The following is a 20,450-nucleotide window of genomic DNA, read 5'->3' on the forward strand; positions in this document are numbered from 1 at the left end:
TTATAATTAACTTTGAATTGTTTAAAGGAGGTTTTGAAGATGCATACCGATATAATCGATGTAAAGGCAATGGAAATTCTCGATTCGAGAGGGAATCCAACCGTTGAGGTCGATGTGCTTTTGGAAGATGGCACAACTGGCACGGCCATGGTTCCATCTGGGGCATCAACTGGAAAACATGAAGCCCTTGAATTGAGAGATGGTGGAAAGAGATACGATGGCAAAGGCGTAGAAAAAGCCGTCGAGAATGTTAACGAAAAGATAGCACCAAGAGTTGTAGGCTTAAATGTTTTCGATCAGGCATATGTCGATAAAACAATGTTAGAACTTGATGGAACATCCAATAAATCTTCCCTTGGCGCAAATGCGATTTTAGGAGTTTCAATGGCAGTCGCTCGCGCCGCCGCAAATGCCCTTTACATGGATCTTTACGAATACCTTGGAGGACCCAACGCAAAGACCTTACCAGTTCCCATGATGAATGTTATAAATGGTGGAAAACACGCAGATAGCGGTCTTGATATACAGGAATTCTTGATAGTCCCTGCCGGTGCACCAACTTTTAAAGAGGCTTTAAGATACGGCGCCGAGACTTTCCAAGCGCTGAAAGCGATCCTAAAGTCCATGAAGATGGTAACATCCGTTGGTGACGAAGGAGGGTTCGCACCGAAGTTGGGATCAAATGAAGAGGCGATAGAGGTAATAGTGCAGGCCATAGAAAAGGCTGGATATAAGCCGGGAAAAGACATATACGTGGCCATTGACTCTGCACCTGATTCTTTCTACGATGAAACAAAGAAAAAGTATCACTTTGGTGGAAAGGATATAACGACGGACGAATTGCTCGATTTCTACAAGAAGATAGTAGATAAGTATCCGATAATCTCGATAGAGGATCCATTCTACGAGGAAGATTGGGATGGCTTTGTTAAAATAACGAAAGAACTTGGCAAAAAGATCCAAATCATCGGTGATGATTTGTACGTCACAAATGTGAACAGATTGAAGACCGGTATAGAGAAAAAGGCAACAAATTCTATTCTCATAAAACTAAATCAAATAGGGACCGTTACCGAGACTCTCGATACCATAGAGTATGCAAAGACTCACGGCTTTACATGCGTGGTTTCTCACAGATCTGGAGAGACAGAAGACACATTCATAGCAGATCTTTCGGTCGGAATAAACACGGGCCTTATAAAAACTGGATCTCTTTCGAGAAGCGAAAGAATCGCAAAGTACAACAGACTTCTTAAGATAGAGTCAAAACTCGGATCTGTAGGTCTTTACAGGGGATTAAGCGCATTTTACTCGATCGGAAGATGAAGTTCTCAGATATAATAGGATTACTTTCGAAGAATGACCTCGTCGTAGGTCATTCTTTGTCGTATGATCCAGAAATAAATGAATTTTGTGAAGATTCAAGAAAAACCGTTGAAGGATCTCTTTTTGTATGCATAAAAGGATCAAAATTCGACTCCCACACCGTGGCGAATGAAACGAAGGCCGTAGCCTTTGTCTGCCAGTATGAAATAAAAACTTCAAGACCTTATGCCATCGTAAATGATATAAGACGGGCCATATCTTTGATTGCCTATAATTTCTACGGCCCATTTAACGATATGAAATTCTTCGCCGTGACCGGTACAAAGGGAAAAACAACTTGCGCAACTCTCTTTAGCGAAATAGTAAAGGCTTACGGCGATGGATGTGCCATGATGACAACCGTTGTGAACTCAACGCCTAAATTCTTTGAACTTTCAGATCATACGACCCAGTCACCGATATACTTTGCAAAACTCTTGCAAAGGGCAAAGATTGAAGGGGCAAAATTCGTCTCTCTCGAGGCTTCTTCTCAAGGTCTTGAAATGAAGAGGCTCGATGGTCTTTTATTTGATAGAATAGCCTTTTTAAATCTTACGCGAGATCACTTTGACACCCATCTTAATTTTGAAAATTATTTCGAGGCTAAAGCGCACCTTATAGACCTTGTAAAGCCTGACGGAATTGCGTTTATAAATTTAGATGCTGGCAAATGGGCAAGATTGTACGCTCAGCGCGCCGCCGAGAAAGGAATTAAAGTAATAACTTACGGGAAAAAAGCAGACGTGATCTTCAAGATAAAGAAATCAGACGATAACGGTACAAAATTTCTTCTAAACGTTGATGGAGAGAATGTGGAATTTGAAACTCCTATAATAGGAGATTTCATGATCTACGATCTTGTCCCTTCGATTCTTTCTGCGGTATCATTTGGAATTGGCATTGATTTGATAAAAGACGTGGTTAAAAAATTCAGAGGAGTTGAAGGAAGACTTGAAAGGTATCACGGATACGGATACGATTTCTACATAGATTATGCCCACACGCCAGCGGCTCTTGAGGCCGTGCTCAAGTTCGTTAAAAAATTGACAAAGGGCCGTCTTATTCTTGTCTTTGGTGCAGGTGGAGATGCTGACAGGGGAAAAAGGCCTTTGATGGGATCTATGGCACAAAAATACGCCGATCTTATCTTTCTGACCAATGACAATCCAAAATCCGAAGATCCGATGAAGATAATAAGCGAAGTTATGAATGGGATATCAGAAAGAGAAAAACTTCGAGTGATTCCGGACAGAAGAATGGCAATAGAGATGGCCCTAAAGGAATGGAAAGATGGTGACAAGTTGGTAATTGCCGGAAAGGGCCATGAAAGAGTTCAGATCTTCAATGGTTACGAGGTGCCTTTCAAAGATAAGGAGGTAGCATTCGATATTTTGAAAGGAATGGGACTCATTTGAGATTATCTGAAATTTCAAGATCTTTGAATGGAGAACTCAAAGGAGAGGATAGAGAAATAAAGCACTTTAGATCCGACTCGCGCCAATGCGAGGAGGGTGATTTGTTCTTTGCGCTAAAAGGCCAGAACGCTGATGGTCATGATTTTGTTGCGGAGGTTTATTCAAAGGGATCGATTGCCGTTGTAAGCAGAAAGATAGATTTCTCTCCCTATATTCTTGTCGAAGATGTGAAGAAGGGCATGATCGATCTTGCAAGATCGAAGATAAAAAGATCTCTGAAAATAGCGATAACCGGTTCAAATGGAAAGACGACGACTAAAGAATTTCTCTTTCACCTTCTCTCGAAACACGGGAAAGTTTTAAAAACAGAGGGTAATCTAAATACGGATGTCGGAATTTCTCTTTCCATCTTGAACGGGATTTCAAACCCCGACTTTTGCGTTATGGAAATGGGCGCACAGATGCCATTCGATATAGAATATCTCTCCTCAACCTTTAACCCGGACATCTCGATAATAACCCTTGCCGGAAGTGCGCATTCCGCATTCATAGATGTTGTGAAAGAAAAATCGTCGATTGCAAAGCACACAAAGGATTTCGTCATATACGATGGAGATCCAAGGCTTTCTCTCGAAGGAAAAGGTATAATTTACGATCAATTCGTGCATTTGAAAGGATACGATTCTCTCAAAACGATCGTCGAGGTAAATGGATCGAGATCGATCCTCAACGGCATTTGGGGAGATGGACAGATAAAAGACCTAAACATGGCTCTCACCTTGCTTTCGCGAATAGGCATCGATTTTAACGTCTCAGATCTCGAAGGTTTAGAGATACCCCCCTCTCGAATGAACGTTGAGAAAATAAGAAATTACCTTTTAATTGATGATACATACAACGCAAGTCCCGAATCATTGGAAAATGCGGCAAGAACATGTGCTCACCTTGGAAAGGTTGTGTGGGTGATAGCGCCTATGAAAGAATTAAAAGAAGACGAAAATTTAAAGCAAAAACTTCTCAAATTGTACGAAGAACTCAAGCCCAAAGCCGTTTTCACATTCCAAAATGAGAATTTTTACCCTTTTGGGATTCCTTACAATTTGGATAAGTTTTTAAATATTTTAGAGAAAAATGATGTTATACTTGTCAAAGGTTCAAGGTTTTACCACATGGAAGAAATCGTAAGGCAGATAAAGGAGGCATTGAAGGCATCTTGAGTCATTTCATCGAATTTGTGCTTTCTTTTATCCTTTCACTTTTGACGATTTATCCTTTTTTGATTTTGATGAGAAGAAGGAAGATAGGCCAGCATGTAAGGCCAGAAGGACCGAACATGCACAATTACAAAGAGGGAACACCAACGATGGCCGGTACTGTATTTGTACCTGTCGCGGTTATCGTAACTCTTATCTTTGACAGATCCCTTCCAACTTTGATTCTTGCAATATCGACCATGGGATTCTGGTCAATAGGACTTGCGGATGGACTCATCCAAACCTTTTTAAAAAGGGCAAAAGGGTTAAGTGGGATTCAAAAACTCTCCCTTCAACTCCTTGTGTCTTTAATTGCCTACGTTTTTGTCGAGAGGATCAATCCACACACGTATCTTTTAATTCCATTTACCTCCCTTTCGGTGAATCTTGGGTGGTTTTACCCGGTCTTTACCATAGTTTTTGTATCCGGCATGTCAAATGCCTCAAATCTCACCGATGGTCTTGATGGCCTTGCGGGTGGCATATTTTTGATATCCTCTCTCGGCCTTCTTGTCTTTTCGATGATCAAAGATCTTCCAATTTCGATGACTTTGAGTATGATGGGAAGTGTTCTCGGATTTTTATTCTACAACATCAAGCCCGCGAAGATCTTCATGGGAGACGTCGGATCTCTTGCCATCGGAGGTTACATAGGCATGATGGGTATGATCTACGGTACGGAATTATGGATGATCCTTATCTTTCCGGTTTTCATAATTGAGGCCGTAAGCGTTTTGATGCAGGTAACGAGTTACAAGATAAGAAAAAAGCGTATTTTCAAAATGAGTCCCATTCATCACCATTTTGAACTTTCTGGTTATTCCGAACTTGAGGTAACAACTGGCTTTTGGATATCTCAGGCGATCTTTACCGCGGTCATCGTTGGAGGAATCTTATGGATTTTGCGTTGATTGGCTTTGGAGTAAGCAACAGATCTGTACTTAAATTTTTGATGGAAAAAAAGATGGGAAATATTTTCGTCTCCGAAAAGCACACACTCTCGCAGGAAGACAAAGATTTCTTTTTAAAACACGGGATAGATTTTGAAGAAAATGGAAACACAGAACGTGTCTTAAGAAGTGATTTGATAATATACAGCCCTTCGGTAAGGCCAGACGATCCTCTCATCGAAAGGGCAGTAAAAGAAAAGCGCGCGATCGGAGAGATAGAATTCGCATGGAGATACGTTTTAAATGGCTCGAAGGTAGTCGCGATAACGGGATCAAATGGAAAAACGACGACCGTTTCCCTTACAGATCACATTTTGAAGGTTTCGAATATTGACCACTTCACGGGAGGGAATATAGGAACGGCCGCAAGCGATAGAAGGAATGAACCGATATCTTTGCTTGAGATAAGTAGTTTCCAGTTGATGGGTACAGATACATTCGTGCCAGATATTGGGGCAGTATTGAATATCTCTCCGAATCATCTTGACTGGCACAAAAATTTTGAAGAGTACGTAGATTCGAAAATGAAACTCGCGATGGCGAAAACATTCATCTACAACGCAGACAGTATGATCCCGAAGGTTAATGGAATCAGAGTATCAAGGTTTTCTGGGGATATAATTATAGATGAGAAAGGATTTAAAATAGGCAAAACTTATTTTTCTCTGAGTGAAACCAAGTTGAGAGGAATCCACAATGTCTACAACGCGGCCTTTGCTGCCTTTATCGCCAAGGTATTGGGATCTTCTGAAGACGAGATTATGAAGGGACTTGAAACTTTCATACCTCTCGAGCACAGGCAGGAGGTTTTCGCGAGAATAGACGGCGTTACGTACGTAAACGATTCGAAATCAACAACATCTGAATCTACACTCAAAGCGCTCGAGAATTTCAAAAATTCAATAGTCATAATATGTGGCCGGCCAAAGGAAAAAGATTACTCAAGCCTCGCAAAGGGACTAAAAGAAAGATCAAAGTCCGTCATACTCATGGGAGAGATGGTACCAATAATGGAACCTCTTCTTGATGGAATGCGCTATTTTAAGGCAAAATCCATGGAAGAAGCGGTGGACATATCAAAGCGGATCGCCCAGGATGGTGATTTTGTACTCTTAAGTCCGGCTGCCACTTCCTTTGACATGTTTAAAAATTACGAAGAGCGCGGAAAGGAATTCAAAAGGATCGTCTATGGAAAAATCAACGAGTAGAATACTGATATTGCTTTCGATAATCTCCGCGATAGGACTTGTTACACTTTACAGTGCGAGTTACATAATGACCTACAGATACCCCTATCCACCACCGGATTATTATCTCATCCACCAAATAGTCGCCATGATAGTAGGCGTTGCATTCATGATCTTCTTCAGTCTTTTCGATTACAGAAAACACGAATCGTACACGGGAATTTATTACATTCTGACGATTGTGGCACTCATTGCCGTCTTTTTCTCAAGCCGTGTAGCTGGATCGCACAGATGGATCTCGATAGGATCCTATTCCATTCAAAGTTCCGAGTTCGCGAAGATCTTTTTGCTTGTATATCTCGCCGCTTACGTGAGCAGAAAGAACGGAGAGATAGGGACCTTCAAAGAGGGAATAGTAGATCCTATAATAAGACTTTTGCCAATTTATTTGCTCGTATTTTTTGAACCAGACTTGGGGACAACGATATTGTTATTTCTCATAACTCTTGTGGTGCTCTACATTGCCGGGGCAAAGTTATTACATGTACTGGGTGTAATTGGACTTGGAGTGTTAGGCATTCTTGGAGCCTATGCGACAGGGCTTTTGCACGCATATCAAGCAGAGAGACTCACCTCATTTTTCACGTACCTTATAACAGGGAGTTCTAACTACCAGGCGAATATGGCTCTCTCGGCGATAAACAACGGCGGACTTTTAGGAAGTGGTCCGGGTGGCTCAGTCTACAAATTCTTTCTTCCAGTCCAGTTTAGCGATTTTATCTTTGCGGTCTTTGGAGAGGAATTTGGATTGATAGGAATAATCTTGATAATGATCCTTTACTACATGCTGATAAGAGAAATAGTCCATATCTCTTTGAGAGTTAACGATATATTCGCGAAGGTTTACATAACAGGTTATGCCTTTTTGATCGGTATACAGGTACTTTTCAACGCCGGCGTCTCCCTTGGAATACTTCCAGTTACAGGGGTAACATTGCCATTTTTCAGTTACGGCGGAAGTTCTATAATAGCGCTGCTCGCTGGATTAGGGATCGTGATAAACATTGCCTATTCAAACAGAGATTAAGGGCATATTCGCAGCCGGAGTTACCGGAGGCCATATATATCCAGCATTGGCCGTCGCCGACGAGATCTCAAAGATCGTAAAACTAAAGGCACTTTTTGTCGGAACCGGCCGCGGGGCAGAGGCAAAGATATTCAAAAACTTCAAATATGAATACATCCAGATCCCTGCCGCCGGAAGCGATTCATCAAGAATAAAGTACCTTTACAAAAACGCGATCGCAACTTTGAAGATATCGAGGTTGATATCCAAATTTTCTCCGGATTTTGTTTTCACGACGGGAGGATACATAGGAGGAATAACAGGATATGTCGCACACAAAAAAGGCATCCCTCTTTTTCTTCACGAATCAAATGTACAGCCTGGAATATCCACAAAAAAACTCTCCGAATACGCGATGATATCTTTTTGTGCCTTCGAAGAAACTGCAAGATCACTTAAAAATGGTCTTTTTGTTGGTATGCCCGTAAGGGAAGGGTTTGAATCTGGTAAGGATCCAGAATTTTTAAAGAAATTCCCGGCCATGAAGGTGCTTGCATTCGGAGGAAGCGAAGGATCGAATGTTATCGACAGAATAGTCGAGAACCTTTCGAAGAGAATGAAAGAGATCACCTTCTTCCACATAGGCCCTTCGAAGATCGAAAATGATAATGTCGTCAATTTCGAGTATTACGAGAATATCCCATATTTGATGAGAAATTGCGATGTGATAATATCGCGTGCGGGGGCAAGTACAATTGCAGAGATAATTCAGAGTGCAAAACCAGCCATCCTTGTCCCTTGGAAGGGATCACTTAATGGTCACCAGGAATTGAACGCCAAATACCTCGAAAAGATGGGAGGGGCCTTCGTAGTCGATGAAGAAAAGATCGATTTAGATGATATAATCTCGACAATTCAAAAACTTTCACAAAGCCAATTTTACGAAACCATATCGAACAACTTGAAAAAATTGCGCCCGGCAGCCAATCCCTCGCTGATAATAGCAAAGCAGATAATCGAAAAAGTATCGTAAGAAAAAGGCCCCGACGGGGCCTTTTTTACACTTTGAATTTCTTTAAAATCTCTTCTAACTCCTCTGAAAGACTTTTGAGATCCTCGACAAGTTTAAGATTTTCCTTTGATTCCGCAGATGTCGAAGAAATACTTCTTGTTATATTCTCCATCTTCGAGGCTATATTCGAGACAGCCTTCGTTGCCATATCCATAGCGCTTGCCATCTCTTCGGCACTGGCGCTCTCTTCTTGAGAGGCGGCCGCGACGGATTCTATTCTTTCCGTGATGCCTTTGACCTGATCGAGTATCTTCGAAAGTTCAATCGAGACCTCGTCTATGCCCTTTGATGTTCTTTCTATCGATTCGAGAGTTCTATTCGTTTCGTCCGAGACCTGAGAAGATTTTGCCATGATCTCTTCAAGAATCTGAGAAATACGCTGTGTGGAACTCTTTGAACTCTCGGCAAGTTTTCTTATTTCATCGGCCACGACCGCAAAACCCTTTCCGGCATCTCCGGCACGCGCGGCCTCTATGGCGGCATTGAGCGCAAGCAGATTGGTTTGCTCGGCTATCTTGTTTATTTCGTTAACGATCTGGCTTATATTGCTACTCATTTCGGCAAGAGACTTTACACTCTCGGCGCTTTCTTGACTTACATTGACGATATCTGTGAAATCCTTTTTCATATTTTCTATAGCCCTGCTACCGTTTTCGGCTCCAGCAGATATTTGCTGAGATTGCTCTGCTATCTCTTGAATGGCCTTTGCCGTGTTCTGAGCAGCCGACGAAACCTCTTCGACCGAAGCCGAGGTCTCTTCGACCGAGGCAGAGAGATTTTGGGTATCTGAATTCATCTCTTTGACAGTTCCAGAAAGACTTTCAAGGGTAGAGGAGATATTCTCTGCCGAAGAGGAGAGTTTTACAGCGCCATTCGAGACACGTCCGGCAGCATCTTCTACCTTTGTGATAGTCTCTTTTAATATTTTGAATACCTTGTTCAACTCACCTTGAATTTGGGCTATCTCATCTTTGCCTCTAACTTTGAACTCGGTAGAAAGATCCCCATTTGAAACATTTTGAATTACCGGTATAAGGTCCTTAACAGGCTTTGTAAATGCGTATTTTGAAATAAAGATCGCCGCGATAAAGGCTAAAACGATAACAATAAGCCCTATCACGATGAGCGTTATTACTTCAACGACCAATGTACCGGTCATGTCACTAACCGGCATCATAAGAAGGATTTTTCCAATACCCGTTGTAGAAAGATAAGTGACCTTTTGAGATCCATCCTCGTTGAGATCAAAACTTCCATTTAAAGAATTGAGTTTTGACCACCAAGATTGATTCGTGATATTCATTCCGATATCCTGAGATTGGGAGGCAATGTTTATGACGCCGTTATTCTCGATCCATACCTCAACATTTTTGCCGTTGTATTTGTAATTCGATATATAACTTTGAAGTTGGACCGGAGTCAGATAAAAGCCGACAACGCCGTCAATGCCACCATTCTCGCCGATTATAGCCTTCGTCATAAGCATCTGGGTATTGTGGGATTTGGGATCTGTAATCAAATTCATGTAGATTCCGGTCGAGTTAAGCGTTACATTGTACCAATCTCCGGACTTTACCTGAACGTTAGATGGAGAGGTATACACCTTTCCGTTTTTCAAAATCACGAATATGTTATTTATTTCGGGATAGGCACTTCTAAAAGAATCGAAGGTTTTTAACATCCATATGTCTTCCTGATTTTTGTCAGTGTAGACGCCTTTAACATTTGGATCATTTGAGAGGTAATTCAAAACATTTGAGTAATTCGCAACGTAAAGGTTCACGTAATCGGTAAGATTTTGAGTGGATGTCGAAAGGCCATTCTTGATCTCGTTGCTCACATTGTTGTACATTGAAAAGGCCGAGTAGACAATAAGTATCGCAACGGGTATGACAGTCACAAGAACGACAAAGATCATGAACTTTGACGTGAATTTTAAATTTCTCATTTCTATCCTCCTTATGCACAGATTTACATTCAAATTTTATCATAACTACTTACAATTCGATCAATTTTTCTTCTTCGATCATCCTTTCTCCAAAGTCTTTATGATCAAAGTTTACGGGTAAATTTAAAGGGAGAAAGGCCTTTATCGTTATTAATTCCTTGAAATCGACGGGAGAGACAATGTATCCGTGCTTTTGTATGAAATACCTTATCCTGTCAAAATCGCCGTATACACATTTTATTTCTATCAATCTACCGTATAAAATTCTCTTTTTTGGCGCGTATTCAAGAACTTTTTTTGCCATGTAACTGTATGTCTTTATCAATCCGCTTATTCCGAGTTTTTTGCCGCCAAAGTACCGCGAAACGACGATTGATACCTTCTCTATCTTCGATGATCTTATTGCATCCATTATGGGTCTTCCCGCACTGTTAGAAGGCTCTCCATCGTCGGAATAGAATTGCAAATTTCCTATCTTGTAAGCCCAGCAATTGTGAGTAGCGTCTTTGAATTCTTGAGAAACTTTCGAAATGAAATTTTTAGCCATCTCTTCATTCTCAACGTAAGATGCCGTCGAGATAAAAAGCGATCTATCTACCTTTTCTTCTATCCTATGTCCTTCGATTGAAATGAAATATTCAAAACCATCTTTCATATCATAACTGGCTTCCTGAAATCGCCATCGCAATTTTGTGATTTAAAATAAAGCCTGTAAAAATTCGAAACTTTAACATCGTATTTCATCTGATCCTGAGCGAGGGCTACGTCTACACCTTTAGATTTAAGCGCATTTTTGAATCCAGACATATTCGAAATCACAGGAATCGATGATCTATCCGATATGGCGCGCAATATCTCTCTCGATTCTTGCCTGAATCCCAAAAGTCTTAAATACTGCGGACCATGATCGTTAGATCTAAGAATCAATTCTCTCTCGACGTCGAAGATCGTGTATATCATCCTTCTTTTTATCCTTGTAAAGGTAAATCTCTTCGTCTTGACCGATTCGAGAAATTCCTTGAGATTTCCGCTTTTACATGCAGAGGTGAAAAACCTTTCCGCAAGCCCTTCGTTAAATCCATAGATACTTTCAAGGCCTTCTCTCTCGAGGATCAAAACCTTCTTTCTGAAAAAATCAAAAAGATCTTCTGGGAAAACGGGACCCCGTCCTTCTTTGAATTCGCGCTTGAGGATTTCGATCGAAAAATCTGGCAAACCCCGCAGTTCTGAGTTTTGAAATATAGCCTTTCTTATGGCCGTTGCACTCGGAATCTCTGACATCTTTTCATCGTTGTAATTCGATCCTATTCTCTTTATCGTGTGAGGCCTTATATGAGATCTCAATCTTTTGAGGGCGACTAAGTATTCTATGCCGAGTATGTTGTTGGAATATCTCATGTTATCGGACTTCTCTTCTAATATGCTCGATATCGCAAACCTTCTCGCATTTGGAAAGGAAAATCCTTCTTTGAGATGTTTTTTCAATTCTTCTTTGAATTTTTCAGGTTCTTCGACTATTACGGAGGCAATTTCGGAGATACTTTCAACATCATTGCTTTCGGATCCAAAGACAAGATCGTCCACGACATTCATAGAGTTAAGCAGTCCAACGGATCCAGTTGCGAAACCGCTCGCGTCTTGAAAGGCGTAAATGGAAGGAATTTCAAAAACCGCGTCTATTCCGGCGCGCAAAGCCATTTCGGTACGGGCGAATTTATCAACGATGGCCGGCTCTCCCCTTTGGACGAAATTTCCGCTCATAACTGCAACCACGAAATCGGGTTTCACAAGATCTATCGCGCTTTTTAGATGATAAAGATGGCCGTTGTGCAAAGGATTGTATTCGACTATTATTCCAAGTACTCTCATGATTTATTCACTATGAAGATGAGATCGAGTATTGAAAGTATTGCCATCAATCCGGAATATAAAAATACCATAAATCCTATGAAATACATCAGTGGATTATCACTTTGCACCCTTAAAAACTCAAATTCAAACCAGTTGGTTCCGTACATGATCATCTCTATCGCTTCAAAAAAGACCGCAAAGGAATTCGCTATGGCCGAAATGGAAGAATAAAGGTATCCTCCATACCCGTCTGAAAGCCTTTTGACCGTTGATATTTGGATCGATATTCCACCAACGATCATCGAGATAAAGATAGTAACAAAAAATCTCGAAAGGTAAAGGTTCATCCCGAAGAATTGATTCATCGAGAAGGACATAGAGATGATGGTCAAAAAGATTATGAGTATGTATCCTCCCAAAAAAACCTCTACCTCTCCGGCAAAGAAGTTAAAAAAAGTTCTAAACGTTCTCATTAGAACACCTCAAAATCTTTGTATCCTTTGACAGGAGTTTCTTCAACCTCGACAGATTCAACATTTGAAAAGGCATTTCCATCTCTCAAATAACCCTCGAGTACTCTTAAACTCTCTTCTTCACCTTCTGCCACAACTCTTACAGAGCCATCATCAAGATTTTCAGCGTACCCTTTAACTCCTAAGGCCTTTGCGCGCGCACGGACAAAGGATCTAAATCCCACGCCTTGAACGTATCCTTTCACCTTATATATTCTTGATACTATCATATTTCCCCCATAGTTTTAAGAAAATCTATAGCCCTCAAAACTCCCTTTCCGTCTTCGTTGTCCGTTATGTATTTTGCGCTCACCAAACTTTTTTCATTTCCGGGTCTCATGGCGAAACTTATCCCCACACTTTTGAGAAGTTCAGCGTCATTTTCTCCATCTCCAAAGGCGATTGCCTCATCGAGTGAAAAACCTATTTTTTTTGACAAAAATTCGACCGAAAATTTTTTGTTGATGCCTCTTTTCACAAACTCAAGGTAAAGTTCCGAAGAGGTAAAGACGTCTACATCTTTAGATACATCCTTTGCCTTTTTCCTTAAAGATCTGATCCTTTCTGGAAGGCCAAAGGCCAATATCTTGTAGACGCAACCCTTTTTCGCGATCTCTTTAAGATCGGAAATGACATTGTATCCTATTCCGGATTGATCCGAATAGGCCTTTGCGAATTCGTTGTCTTCCTCGACGTAGAGTACATCGTCAACGTATATCTGGCGGTGAATATCGTTCGCCCTTAGAAAGTCTATTACCTTTGCTGAATTCTCGTAATCGAGGCAAAATTTGTAGAGTTCATCGTAGCGTATAAGGGCTCCGTTGTAAGCAATCTCTATTCCGGATAAATCGTAATTTTCTAAAAGAATTTCCATTGAAGAGAGCATTCTTCCCGAGGCAAATATCACGATCTTTGATTTGGACAGTTCATCTATCGCGTCTCTCAATTCCCTTGAGATTTTGGAATTAACGAAGATCGTTCCATCAAGATCAAAGATCAAAACTCGCTTCACTTTAGTGAATAAAGCCTTTCCTTCTTGTTGAGTATCTGTGTGATCTTAACGCCAAAGTTTTCGCCGACCACAACGACTTCTCCCTTGGCTATCTGTCTTCCGTTCACGAGGATGTCCACGGGCTCTCCGGTTAGTTTATCAAGTTCAACCAAAGATCCAACTCCAAGTTCGAGTACCTGTTTGAGGTTCATCGTTGTTCTTCCGAGTTCGACGGAAAGTTCAAGGGGTATATCGAGAAGTAACTCTATCTTTTGGGGAGAAACCTGTACATCCTTTTCATCGGTGAATTCCTGAAATTCAACCTTTTTTACTGGTTTTTCAGGTTTATCGACCTTTTCGGTGACCTCTTGGGATCTTTCAGATTTTGGCTTCTCCTCAACTTTTGCGGTGTTGCTCTTTCCAACTTCTCCGATGAGGAATTTTGAAAAATTCTTTGCAAATGACGGGGACATCAATTCTATCAAGGACCCTTCGACAAGGTTATTTACCTTCATTTTGAATTTGACGGCAACAACGTCCTGACCATCGTAGACCGGAGGAAATTTGACATTAGGATCTGTGAAGTCAAGTTTTTCTATCTTTGGCGGTGAAATCTCGACTGGTTCTTTCATAATCTCCGAAAGTGAGGTAGCCGCAGATCCCATCATCTGATTCATCGCTTCGGCAATGGCGCTTAACTTTATATCGTCAAGTTCATCCTTTACGTCCTGGCCAGTTCCACCCATCATTATGTCCGCAATTACCGCAACAACATGAGGCTCAAGGACAAAAACATTTGTTCCCTGAAGAGTTTTTATGTAATCAATGCTTGTGGCGATTTTCATCCCTTTAAAAAGTTTTCTAAAATCATCTATGGTGGTTTCATAAACTTCGGGAGTCGTTATCTCGACTCTTTTGCCGACGATCGTCGAAATAGCGGTCGCGGCCGCTCCCATCGATATGTTGCCGAGTTCTCCTATCGCGTCCTTTTCTAATTCCGTAAGAATCGTCTTTGAGCCCTTAAGCAAAGAATCTATCTCTTCTTGAGACATTTTATCCGCCATTTTCATCTATCTCCTTGTTCAAAACCTCTGTGATTCTAACAGCGTTAAACCCTTTATGGGTTCCGACAGAGCAAAGAAATTTTTCTCTTCCATTGACGTAAAGGGAGGCAGGTTCATCTACGTGTCTTTGGAGCATTATAACATCTCCAACCTCAAGGTTCAAAAGGTCAGAAAGGTTTATCATCGTCTTCCCTATTACGACGTGCAAATCGAGTTTTGCGTTGTTGAGTAATGAGATTATATCTTCTCTCAATTGACCGGGTTTAATCTGCTTTTCCTGTTTGAAATAAGATTCTGCGTACAATTTTGGCGCTATCACCTCGAGAAGTGAAGACGGCCAGCACACATTCATAAATCCTTCTATCTCGCCTATCTTCATGTCTAAAGTCACAACGACAACCATCTCGTTGGCAGGAACAACCTGAACGAACTGTGGATTGTTTTCTATCGAAACAAGGTTTGGTGTAAAAGAGTAAATGCTTGACCAAGAATCTTTGAGTATTGAAAGAATTCTTACGATCTCATTTCTCATCAAGGAATTTTCTATCTCCGTCAGAGGTCTTATCTTCTGGTAAAGGCCTCCTCCGCCTCCGAGAAGTTTGTCTATTATCGCAAAGATGACTTTCAAATTTATCTCTATAACGACATTTCCATTCAATTCCTCTGCGGTAAAGACAAAGAGAAAACTTGGAGAAGATATAGACCTTATGAATTCATTATAAGTTATCTGATCCGTTGAGGCTTTGGTTATATCAACAAAAGACCTAAGGCGAGCTGAAAAATAATTCGAAACGCCTCGCGCAAAACTTTCATGAACCATTTCAATGGTTCTTATCTGTTCTTTAGAAAATTTGCTTGGTCTTGTAAAGTCGTAAGGTTTTACTTTTTTTGTCTCTTCTACCTTTACCTCTTCGGCCGAAAGATCACCGGCCGCGAGGGCCTTCAATAAGGTATCAACCTCATTCTGACTTAGGATATCGGCCATAATATCACGTCGATGCAACTGCCTTTATGTACATGTAAACCTGTAAAACTCCCAAAGGCGCTTTATCTCCCGTATAACCCGTTATCTGATCGACTAAATCGGCTATTTGTTGCTTTAACGTTTGAAAACCATCTGGATTTAGAATCTCATTTGCGCTCTTCGAGAGTATAAGCATTTGAATTCCATCCATTATCTGTGGAGTATCTATTCCTATCTCCTGACTACACTGGGCACTTCCAACCAAGAAGGTTAAACTGTCGACGACAAGTACCTGATTCCCGCCGCGCAAAGGGAAGGTTTGGTTGGATCCAGATCTTATGAGAATGGCCATCGTTCTTGAAAGTTGGCTCGTTACCTTTTGCTGGGCAGGAGGAGCGTTAAGGTATTTGACTATTATAAAAGTACCGACCATGGAAATGCCTGCCGATAGAATCACCGCTATGAGAATGACCATAAGACCGGATCTTTTCTTCTCTTCCGCCATTCAATCACCCTGATTTCTTATCAAAATATCGACCCTGTTGTAAGAAAGGTTTATATCTTGGGCCATTTTGTTCAACTCATCGTTGAGGACCTTCGATTTCGTGACAAGTTCCTCGTAAGAGATCTGGCCTGCCGCGTATTCCTGCCTAAGAGCCTGTAATTCTTGATTTATAGAGGACGTTTGAGACTCTATCGCTTGCTGGGCGGGCACATCTCCCCTTCCAATTGCAACAAATCTATTAGGATTATACCAGTAATTCGGATCAAATTGTCCACTCATAATCTCTGAGACAAGTTCATTGGCTCTTTGATTCTTTAAATCGTTAAGAAAGAATGACACAACTGCCGCGGCTCTTGCCGCGCTCAGACTCCATTTCGAAGGATATATAGAATCCTTCGGAAGCGGCTCTGTAGAGGTATAGCCGTAAACCCACAAAGGATTTGTCGAATGTTCTATTATTATCTCGCCTATCTTTGCAAGCAAATCTTTCGCCAAAGATGAAAGATTTGCAGACCCCGGCTCAAAAAATGCCGCGTTGTGCAGTTCAACGAGCAGACCTTCATTCGTCTGTTCTATGGTTATCATTCCTTTGTATTCTGGATTTGCCTGGATCTGAATTATAGACTGTCTTATGCCCGGATTAGAGGTTATGAGAGGCTCTTGGCTCATGCTTTTTCCACCTACAAGAATGCCCGGAGGAGAACTCATTAAGGTTTGAAAACCGTAAGAGACCTGTTGGAACTTTCCCGGACTTATAGTTGCCATCGAAAATAACGTCACAAAAAATCCCATCATCAAAGAATTCATATCAGAAAATGTTATCATCCAAAGTGGAGCGCTTTCTTTGAATTCTTCGGGTTTTTTACGAGCCACCTGCCACACCTCCCTCCGCGACCTGAGGAGCAACTGAACTTTCGTAGGCTTTAAGTTCTTTTTCGTTCAAAAATCCCTTTAACTTTTCTTCGAGAATCCTCGGATTGTCTCCTGCCTGAATGGAGAGAATGCCCTCTAAAATCATTCTCCTGTATCTCATCTCCATCTGCAAACGTCTTGCGAGTTTCTCACCCATCGGCATAAAGAAGACGTAAGCCAAAAATGCTCCCATGAATGTAGTCGTCAAAGCGATGGCAAATGAAGGCCCAACGGTGGACGGATCGTTAAGACTTCCAAGCATTTTGACAAGACCTATAATGGTTCCAACCATTCCAAAAGAAGGAGCGACTGTCGCTCCATACGCAAACATGTTTCGGTACATCATAGCCTCTTCTTCTCTAAGATCCAAATCCGTTTCCATCATGGATTTCAAAAGTTCCGGATCTATTCCATCTACGACCATCTGCAAACCTTTTTTCATAAAAGGATCCGTTATCTTTTCGACATCCTGCTCGAGTGAGAGTAATCCTTCTCTTCTTGCCTTTTCAGACGAGGTTACAAGTTCTCTAATTGTTCCATTCATGTCATTTGGCTTGTAAAAGAAGATGCCCATCAAAACCTTGAATATATCCATAACCCTTTCGATTGGGTAAGCGACAAAGAGAGATCCGAGAGTCCCTCCAAAGACAATGGCGATGGAGGTTATATCCATGAAAAGTCTTAGATCGCTTCCGATCCCTATCATAATGGCAAGAAGGGCCAGACCTACTCCTATGAAACTTGCAAGATCCAAACTTACTCACCTTCTTTCGGAAGAACAAGGATACTTCCAATCTTCCTTTTGTATTCTATCACCAACCTTACAACCTCTTCAACGGGCTCTTTGACAAGGTATTTCTTCCCGTTGAAGAGAGTTATAACCGTATCGGGCTTTGCCTCAACAGTTTCTATGTACTCCGCATTTAAAACAAAACTTTCACCGCTAAGATGTGTTAGATTTATCATATCATTATGGCGTCTGCTTCAAATTATCAAGTTGGGAGAGCATGGCATCCGCAGTTGTTATAACTCGGGCATTGGCGTCAAAACTTCTTTCGGCTATTATCATGTTGGTGAATTCTTGGGCAAGATCTACGTTGGACATCTCAAGTGCACCCGGTATAAAAGTGCCGCGCCCGCCGGTACCTGCCGTTCCGATTTGTGGAACGCCGCTGTTTGCCGATTCGGAATAAAGTGAATTTCCAACCGCGTTAAGACCGGCAGGATTGTTAAAGTTGGCCAAAGCGACCTGACCGAGCGTATCGGTAAGACCATTCGAGAAGGTGCCTATTATCTGTCCATTTTGATTTATGGCAAAGGATTGCAACGTTCCTTGAGCATTTCCATTTTGCTGGGTTATTGCCGCCGAAGAAGAACCTGCCATGTCAGTTACAGCGGTAAAGTCAATCTGAGATTTGACCGTCGCCGCCCCATCTGAAGGAGTAAAGGATATCCCTGTCGGGGCATTTACGTTTGTAAGTTGACCGTTGTTAAGGACAAAATTTCCAACCATTCTACCCGAAGAGTTGAATTCGAGTACTCCAAAATTAGTTCCCGTCGCAGATCCACTCGAAGTTATCAGATTTACCGGCGTACCATTTGCAAGCCTTGCATCCCATGCCCATGCCGTATTGGTACCGGTGCCCCATGTGGTCGATGTGCCGGATCCGCTTACAGTCCCGAGGTTTGTAAAATCTATATATATAGTGTAAGGATTTCCAAGAGAATCGTATATCTGCGTCGATGTCGTATAGACAGGATTTGTGTATCCTGCTGTGACTGTATTTGCCGTGTTGTCTGACTCGGCAAAGGATATAGGCCCGGATGTCGGAAGTGTTATGGCAGCCCCACTTGCCGTGCTTGCAGAGGTTGTGGAAAGCGAATAAGTTCCATTAGAGTTGTTGATGTAGATATTTTTGGCCGAGTCCTTTGTCACATTTCCATACTGATCGAGTGCTATGCTTCCCGATATGCTTTTCCCCACAGAACCAGCAGGTCCACTTACGATCGTGGCCGTCCAGTTGTAGACTCTCGATGTTGAGAATGGGTTGAAATTATTCGTCTGAGGGGAGAAGGTGAATTGAACGGTGTATTGATTACCACTGTTGTCTGTGACAGTTATAGTAGTCGGCTGGATGCCGGACGAAGAATCTATATTTCCTCCGACTATCATCTGCGATGTTGCCTTTGCGTTCATCGTTGTGTTAGCGCTTATTTGAATTGGAGCGATAGGCGCATTTGTGTCCACATATCTTTGACCCGTCGAACTGACTGTCGATTCCCATCCGAGAACTTCGTATCCGGTACCGGCTTGGACGAGAGTACCATTTTGATCAAGACTGAAATTTCCAGCCCTTGTGTAATAATTTCCGCTTCCGTTGTTGACTATAAAAAATCCATCTCCTTGAATTGCGAGATCGGTGCTCTTTCCCGTATTTTGAAAACTTCCCTGAGTCATGAGTTGATCTATCGATGCTATCTGTGTTCCAAGGCCAACCTGTGTAGGATTGACACCTCCGAGATTTCCCTGAGGCGATCTCGCCGCGCTTAAAAGTTGAGAAAGCGCCGTTGAGAAAGTAACACGCGATGCTTTAAATCCCACGGTATTGGAATTTGCAATGTTATTTCCAATAACATCCATCTCCGTTTGCATGCCCTCAAGGCCGCTTATTCCACTGTAAAGTGCTCTCATAAAATCACTCCCGTATTAGATGTAGCGCTACCTGAAGAAATTTGTGTTATCTGAGAAACCGGATATGTTGTTCCGTTCACAACGACGTAAACCTGTCCATTTTCTATTTGAACCGATTGAACAACTCCAGAATTCGTACCGCTAAGAAGTAACTGGGTACCGTCCGACTCCAAAGCCTGTATTTGATATGTATAAGCGCCGTCTTGGACCTGAATTCCATTTGAGTTAAGTCCATTCCACTGGTAGGTATGCATTCCGGCACTCATCTGTCCGAGTTTTATGGTATTTATGGTATTCCCGTTTGAATCCGTTATTTTAAGCGTAACATAAGCGTTGGATGGAAGGTTAAAACCGATCTGGCCGGGTTGACCGGCGATGACATCAACTGTGTTGTTCTGGGTTGAGACGGTCTTTCCTATTAAAGATGCAGATTGTAGTTGAACAAAATTGGAGAAATTATTTTGAAATTGAGTAAAGGCGTTGGCAAGATTTGTCGTCTGTTCAAGGGCCGTAAATTGGGCGAGTTGGGAGACAAATTGAGTGTTGTCCATTGGATTCAAAGGATCCTGATTTTGAAGTTGGGTCACAAGCAGTTTTAAAAAGGCACTTTCTCCGAGTTGATTCGAAGATCCGCTTACATTTTGAGTTGAATTGACACTGCCTACGGATATAGTTGGATTAATTAGATTTACGCTTAACAAGA

General features: G+C 41.7%; 21 protein-coding genes. 7 read left to right on the forward strand and 14 right to left on the reverse strand.

Translation table 11 applies throughout. The features are described from left to right. The first annotated feature begins 39 nt into the window (after window positions 1–39). The 7 genes from eno to ATHSA_RS02040 are packed head-to-tail and all read left to right on the forward strand — an operon-like array spanning window position 40 to window position 8,269. Window positions 40–1,326: a phosphopyruvate hydratase gene (gene eno / locus ATHSA_RS02010; RefSeq protein WP_161847518.1), complete on the forward strand. Its 1,287-nt coding sequence runs from the start codon at window positions 40–42 to the stop codon at window positions 1,324–1,326. Then, window positions 1,323–2,780 carry a UDP-N-acetylmuramoyl-L-alanyl-D-glutamate--2,6-diaminopimelate ligase gene (locus ATHSA_RS02015; RefSeq protein ID WP_161847519.1) on the forward strand — a complete coding sequence of 486 codons (1,458 nt, stop codon included), beginning with the start codon at window positions 1,323–1,325 and terminating at the stop codon, window positions 2,778–2,780. The genes eno and ATHSA_RS02015 overlap by 4 nt, the downstream gene beginning before the upstream one ends. Beyond that, window positions 2,777–3,997, forward strand: coding sequence for a UDP-N-acetylmuramoyl-tripeptide--D-alanyl-D-alanine ligase (locus tag ATHSA_RS02020; protein WP_161847520.1), 1,221 nt, complete (start codon window positions 2,777–2,779; stop codon window positions 3,995–3,997). Before ATHSA_RS02015 ends, ATHSA_RS02020 begins: the two co-directional genes overlap by 4 nt. After that, entirely contained in the window at window positions 3,994–4,944 is a 951-nt protein-coding gene (gene mraY, locus ATHSA_RS02025) for a phospho-N-acetylmuramoyl-pentapeptide-transferase (RefSeq protein ID WP_161847521.1), read from the forward strand. Before ATHSA_RS02020 ends, mraY begins: the two co-directional genes overlap by 4 nt. Beyond that, window positions 4,929–6,191 carry a UDP-N-acetylmuramoyl-L-alanine--D-glutamate ligase gene (gene murD / locus ATHSA_RS02030; protein WP_161847522.1) on the forward strand — a complete coding sequence of 421 codons (1,263 nt, stop codon included), beginning with the start codon at window positions 4,929–4,931 and terminating at the stop codon, window positions 6,189–6,191. The genes mraY and murD overlap by 16 nt, the downstream gene beginning before the upstream one ends. Beyond that, complete coding sequence (locus ATHSA_RS02035) at window positions 6,172–7,257, forward strand: FtsW/RodA/SpoVE family cell cycle protein (protein WP_161847523.1); 1,086 nt, start codon at window positions 6,172–6,174, stop codon at window positions 7,255–7,257. The genes murD and ATHSA_RS02035 overlap by 20 nt, the downstream gene beginning before the upstream one ends. After that, a complete protein-coding gene (locus tag ATHSA_RS02040; RefSeq protein ID WP_161847524.1) occupies window positions 7,235–8,269 on the forward strand; it encodes a UDP-N-acetylglucosamine--N-acetylmuramyl-(pentapeptide) pyrophosphoryl-undecaprenol N-acetylglucosamine transferase in 1,035 nt (344 codons plus the stop codon). Before ATHSA_RS02035 ends, ATHSA_RS02040 begins: the two co-directional genes overlap by 23 nt. Before the next feature lie 25 nt (window positions 8,270–8,294). Here the strand turns inward: ATHSA_RS02040 and ATHSA_RS02045 are convergent, their stop codons facing one another. From ATHSA_RS02045 to ATHSA_RS02110, 14 genes are read right to left on the reverse strand one after another with little or no spacing between them, the layout of a single operon-like run. Then, the gene (locus ATHSA_RS02045; RefSeq protein WP_161847525.1) at window positions 8,295–10,256 is read right to left on the reverse strand and encodes a methyl-accepting chemotaxis protein; all 1,962 of its coding nucleotides are present in this window, start codon (window positions 10,254–10,256) and stop codon (window positions 8,295–8,297) included. A 49-nt stretch (window positions 10,257–10,305) separates the two neighbouring features. Beyond that, window positions 10,306–10,911 (reverse strand): IMPACT family protein, encoded by a 606-nt coding sequence (locus ATHSA_RS02050; RefSeq protein WP_161847526.1) that lies wholly within the window; start codon window positions 10,909–10,911, stop codon window positions 10,306–10,308. Next, entirely contained in the window at window positions 10,908–12,125 is a 1,218-nt protein-coding gene (locus tag ATHSA_RS02055) for a nucleotidyltransferase (protein WP_161847527.1), read from the reverse strand. Before ATHSA_RS02055 ends, ATHSA_RS02050 begins: the two co-directional genes overlap by 4 nt. Then, window positions 12,122–12,580 (reverse strand): hypothetical protein, encoded by a 459-nt coding sequence (locus ATHSA_RS02060; RefSeq protein ID WP_161847528.1) that lies wholly within the window; start codon window positions 12,578–12,580, stop codon window positions 12,122–12,124. Before ATHSA_RS02060 ends, ATHSA_RS02055 begins: the two co-directional genes overlap by 4 nt. Further along, window positions 12,580–12,849: an acylphosphatase gene (locus ATHSA_RS02065; protein ID WP_161847529.1), complete on the reverse strand. Its 270-nt coding sequence runs from the start codon at window positions 12,847–12,849 to the stop codon at window positions 12,580–12,582. Before ATHSA_RS02065 ends, ATHSA_RS02060 begins: the two co-directional genes overlap by 1 nt. Continuing rightward, window positions 12,846–13,619 carry a Cof-type HAD-IIB family hydrolase gene (locus tag ATHSA_RS02070; RefSeq protein ID WP_161847530.1) on the reverse strand — a complete coding sequence of 258 codons (774 nt, stop codon included), beginning with the start codon at window positions 13,617–13,619 and terminating at the stop codon, window positions 12,846–12,848. The genes ATHSA_RS02065 and ATHSA_RS02070 overlap by 4 nt, the downstream gene beginning before the upstream one ends. A gap of 8 nt (window positions 13,620–13,627) precedes the next feature. Continuing rightward, entirely contained in the window at window positions 13,628–14,674 is a 1,047-nt protein-coding gene (gene fliY, locus ATHSA_RS02075; RefSeq protein WP_197739193.1) for a flagellar motor switch phosphatase FliY, read from the reverse strand. Continuing rightward, a complete protein-coding gene (gene fliM / locus ATHSA_RS02080) occupies window positions 14,664–15,659 on the reverse strand; it encodes a flagellar motor switch protein FliM (protein ID WP_161847532.1) in 996 nt (331 codons plus the stop codon). Before fliM ends, fliY begins: the two co-directional genes overlap by 11 nt. Before the next feature lie 4 nt (window positions 15,660–15,663). Further along, window positions 15,664–16,143 (reverse strand): flagellar basal body-associated FliL family protein, encoded by a 480-nt coding sequence (locus tag ATHSA_RS02085; protein ID WP_161847533.1) that lies wholly within the window; start codon window positions 16,141–16,143, stop codon window positions 15,664–15,666. Continuing rightward, window positions 16,144–17,016: an OmpA/MotB family protein gene (locus ATHSA_RS02090; protein WP_161847534.1), complete on the reverse strand. Its 873-nt coding sequence runs from the start codon at window positions 17,014–17,016 to the stop codon at window positions 16,144–16,146. Further along, window positions 17,006–17,809: a motility protein A gene (locus ATHSA_RS02095; protein ID WP_161847535.1), complete on the reverse strand. Its 804-nt coding sequence runs from the start codon at window positions 17,807–17,809 to the stop codon at window positions 17,006–17,008. The genes ATHSA_RS02090 and ATHSA_RS02095 overlap by 11 nt, the downstream gene beginning before the upstream one ends. 2 nt (window positions 17,810–17,811) lie before the next feature. Beyond that, complete coding sequence (locus ATHSA_RS02100; protein ID WP_161847536.1) at window positions 17,812–18,021, reverse strand: flagellar FlbD family protein; 210 nt, start codon at window positions 18,019–18,021, stop codon at window positions 17,812–17,814. A 4-nt stretch (window positions 18,022–18,025) separates the two neighbouring features. Then, window positions 18,026–19,747 carry a flagellar hook protein FlgE gene (locus ATHSA_RS02105; protein ID WP_161847537.1) on the reverse strand — a complete coding sequence of 574 codons (1,722 nt, stop codon included), beginning with the start codon at window positions 19,745–19,747 and terminating at the stop codon, window positions 18,026–18,028. Further along, entirely contained in the window at window positions 19,744–20,448 is a 705-nt protein-coding gene (locus tag ATHSA_RS02110; RefSeq protein WP_161847538.1) for a flagellar hook assembly protein FlgD, read from the reverse strand. Before ATHSA_RS02110 ends, ATHSA_RS02105 begins: the two co-directional genes overlap by 4 nt. Window positions 20,449–20,450: the final 2 nt, after the last annotated feature.

The organism is Athalassotoga saccharophila (genome assembly GCF_009936215.1).
In the GTDB taxonomy this organism is placed as follows: domain Bacteria; phylum Thermotogota; class Thermotogae; order Mesoaciditogales; family Mesoaciditogaceae; genus Athalassotoga; species Athalassotoga saccharophila.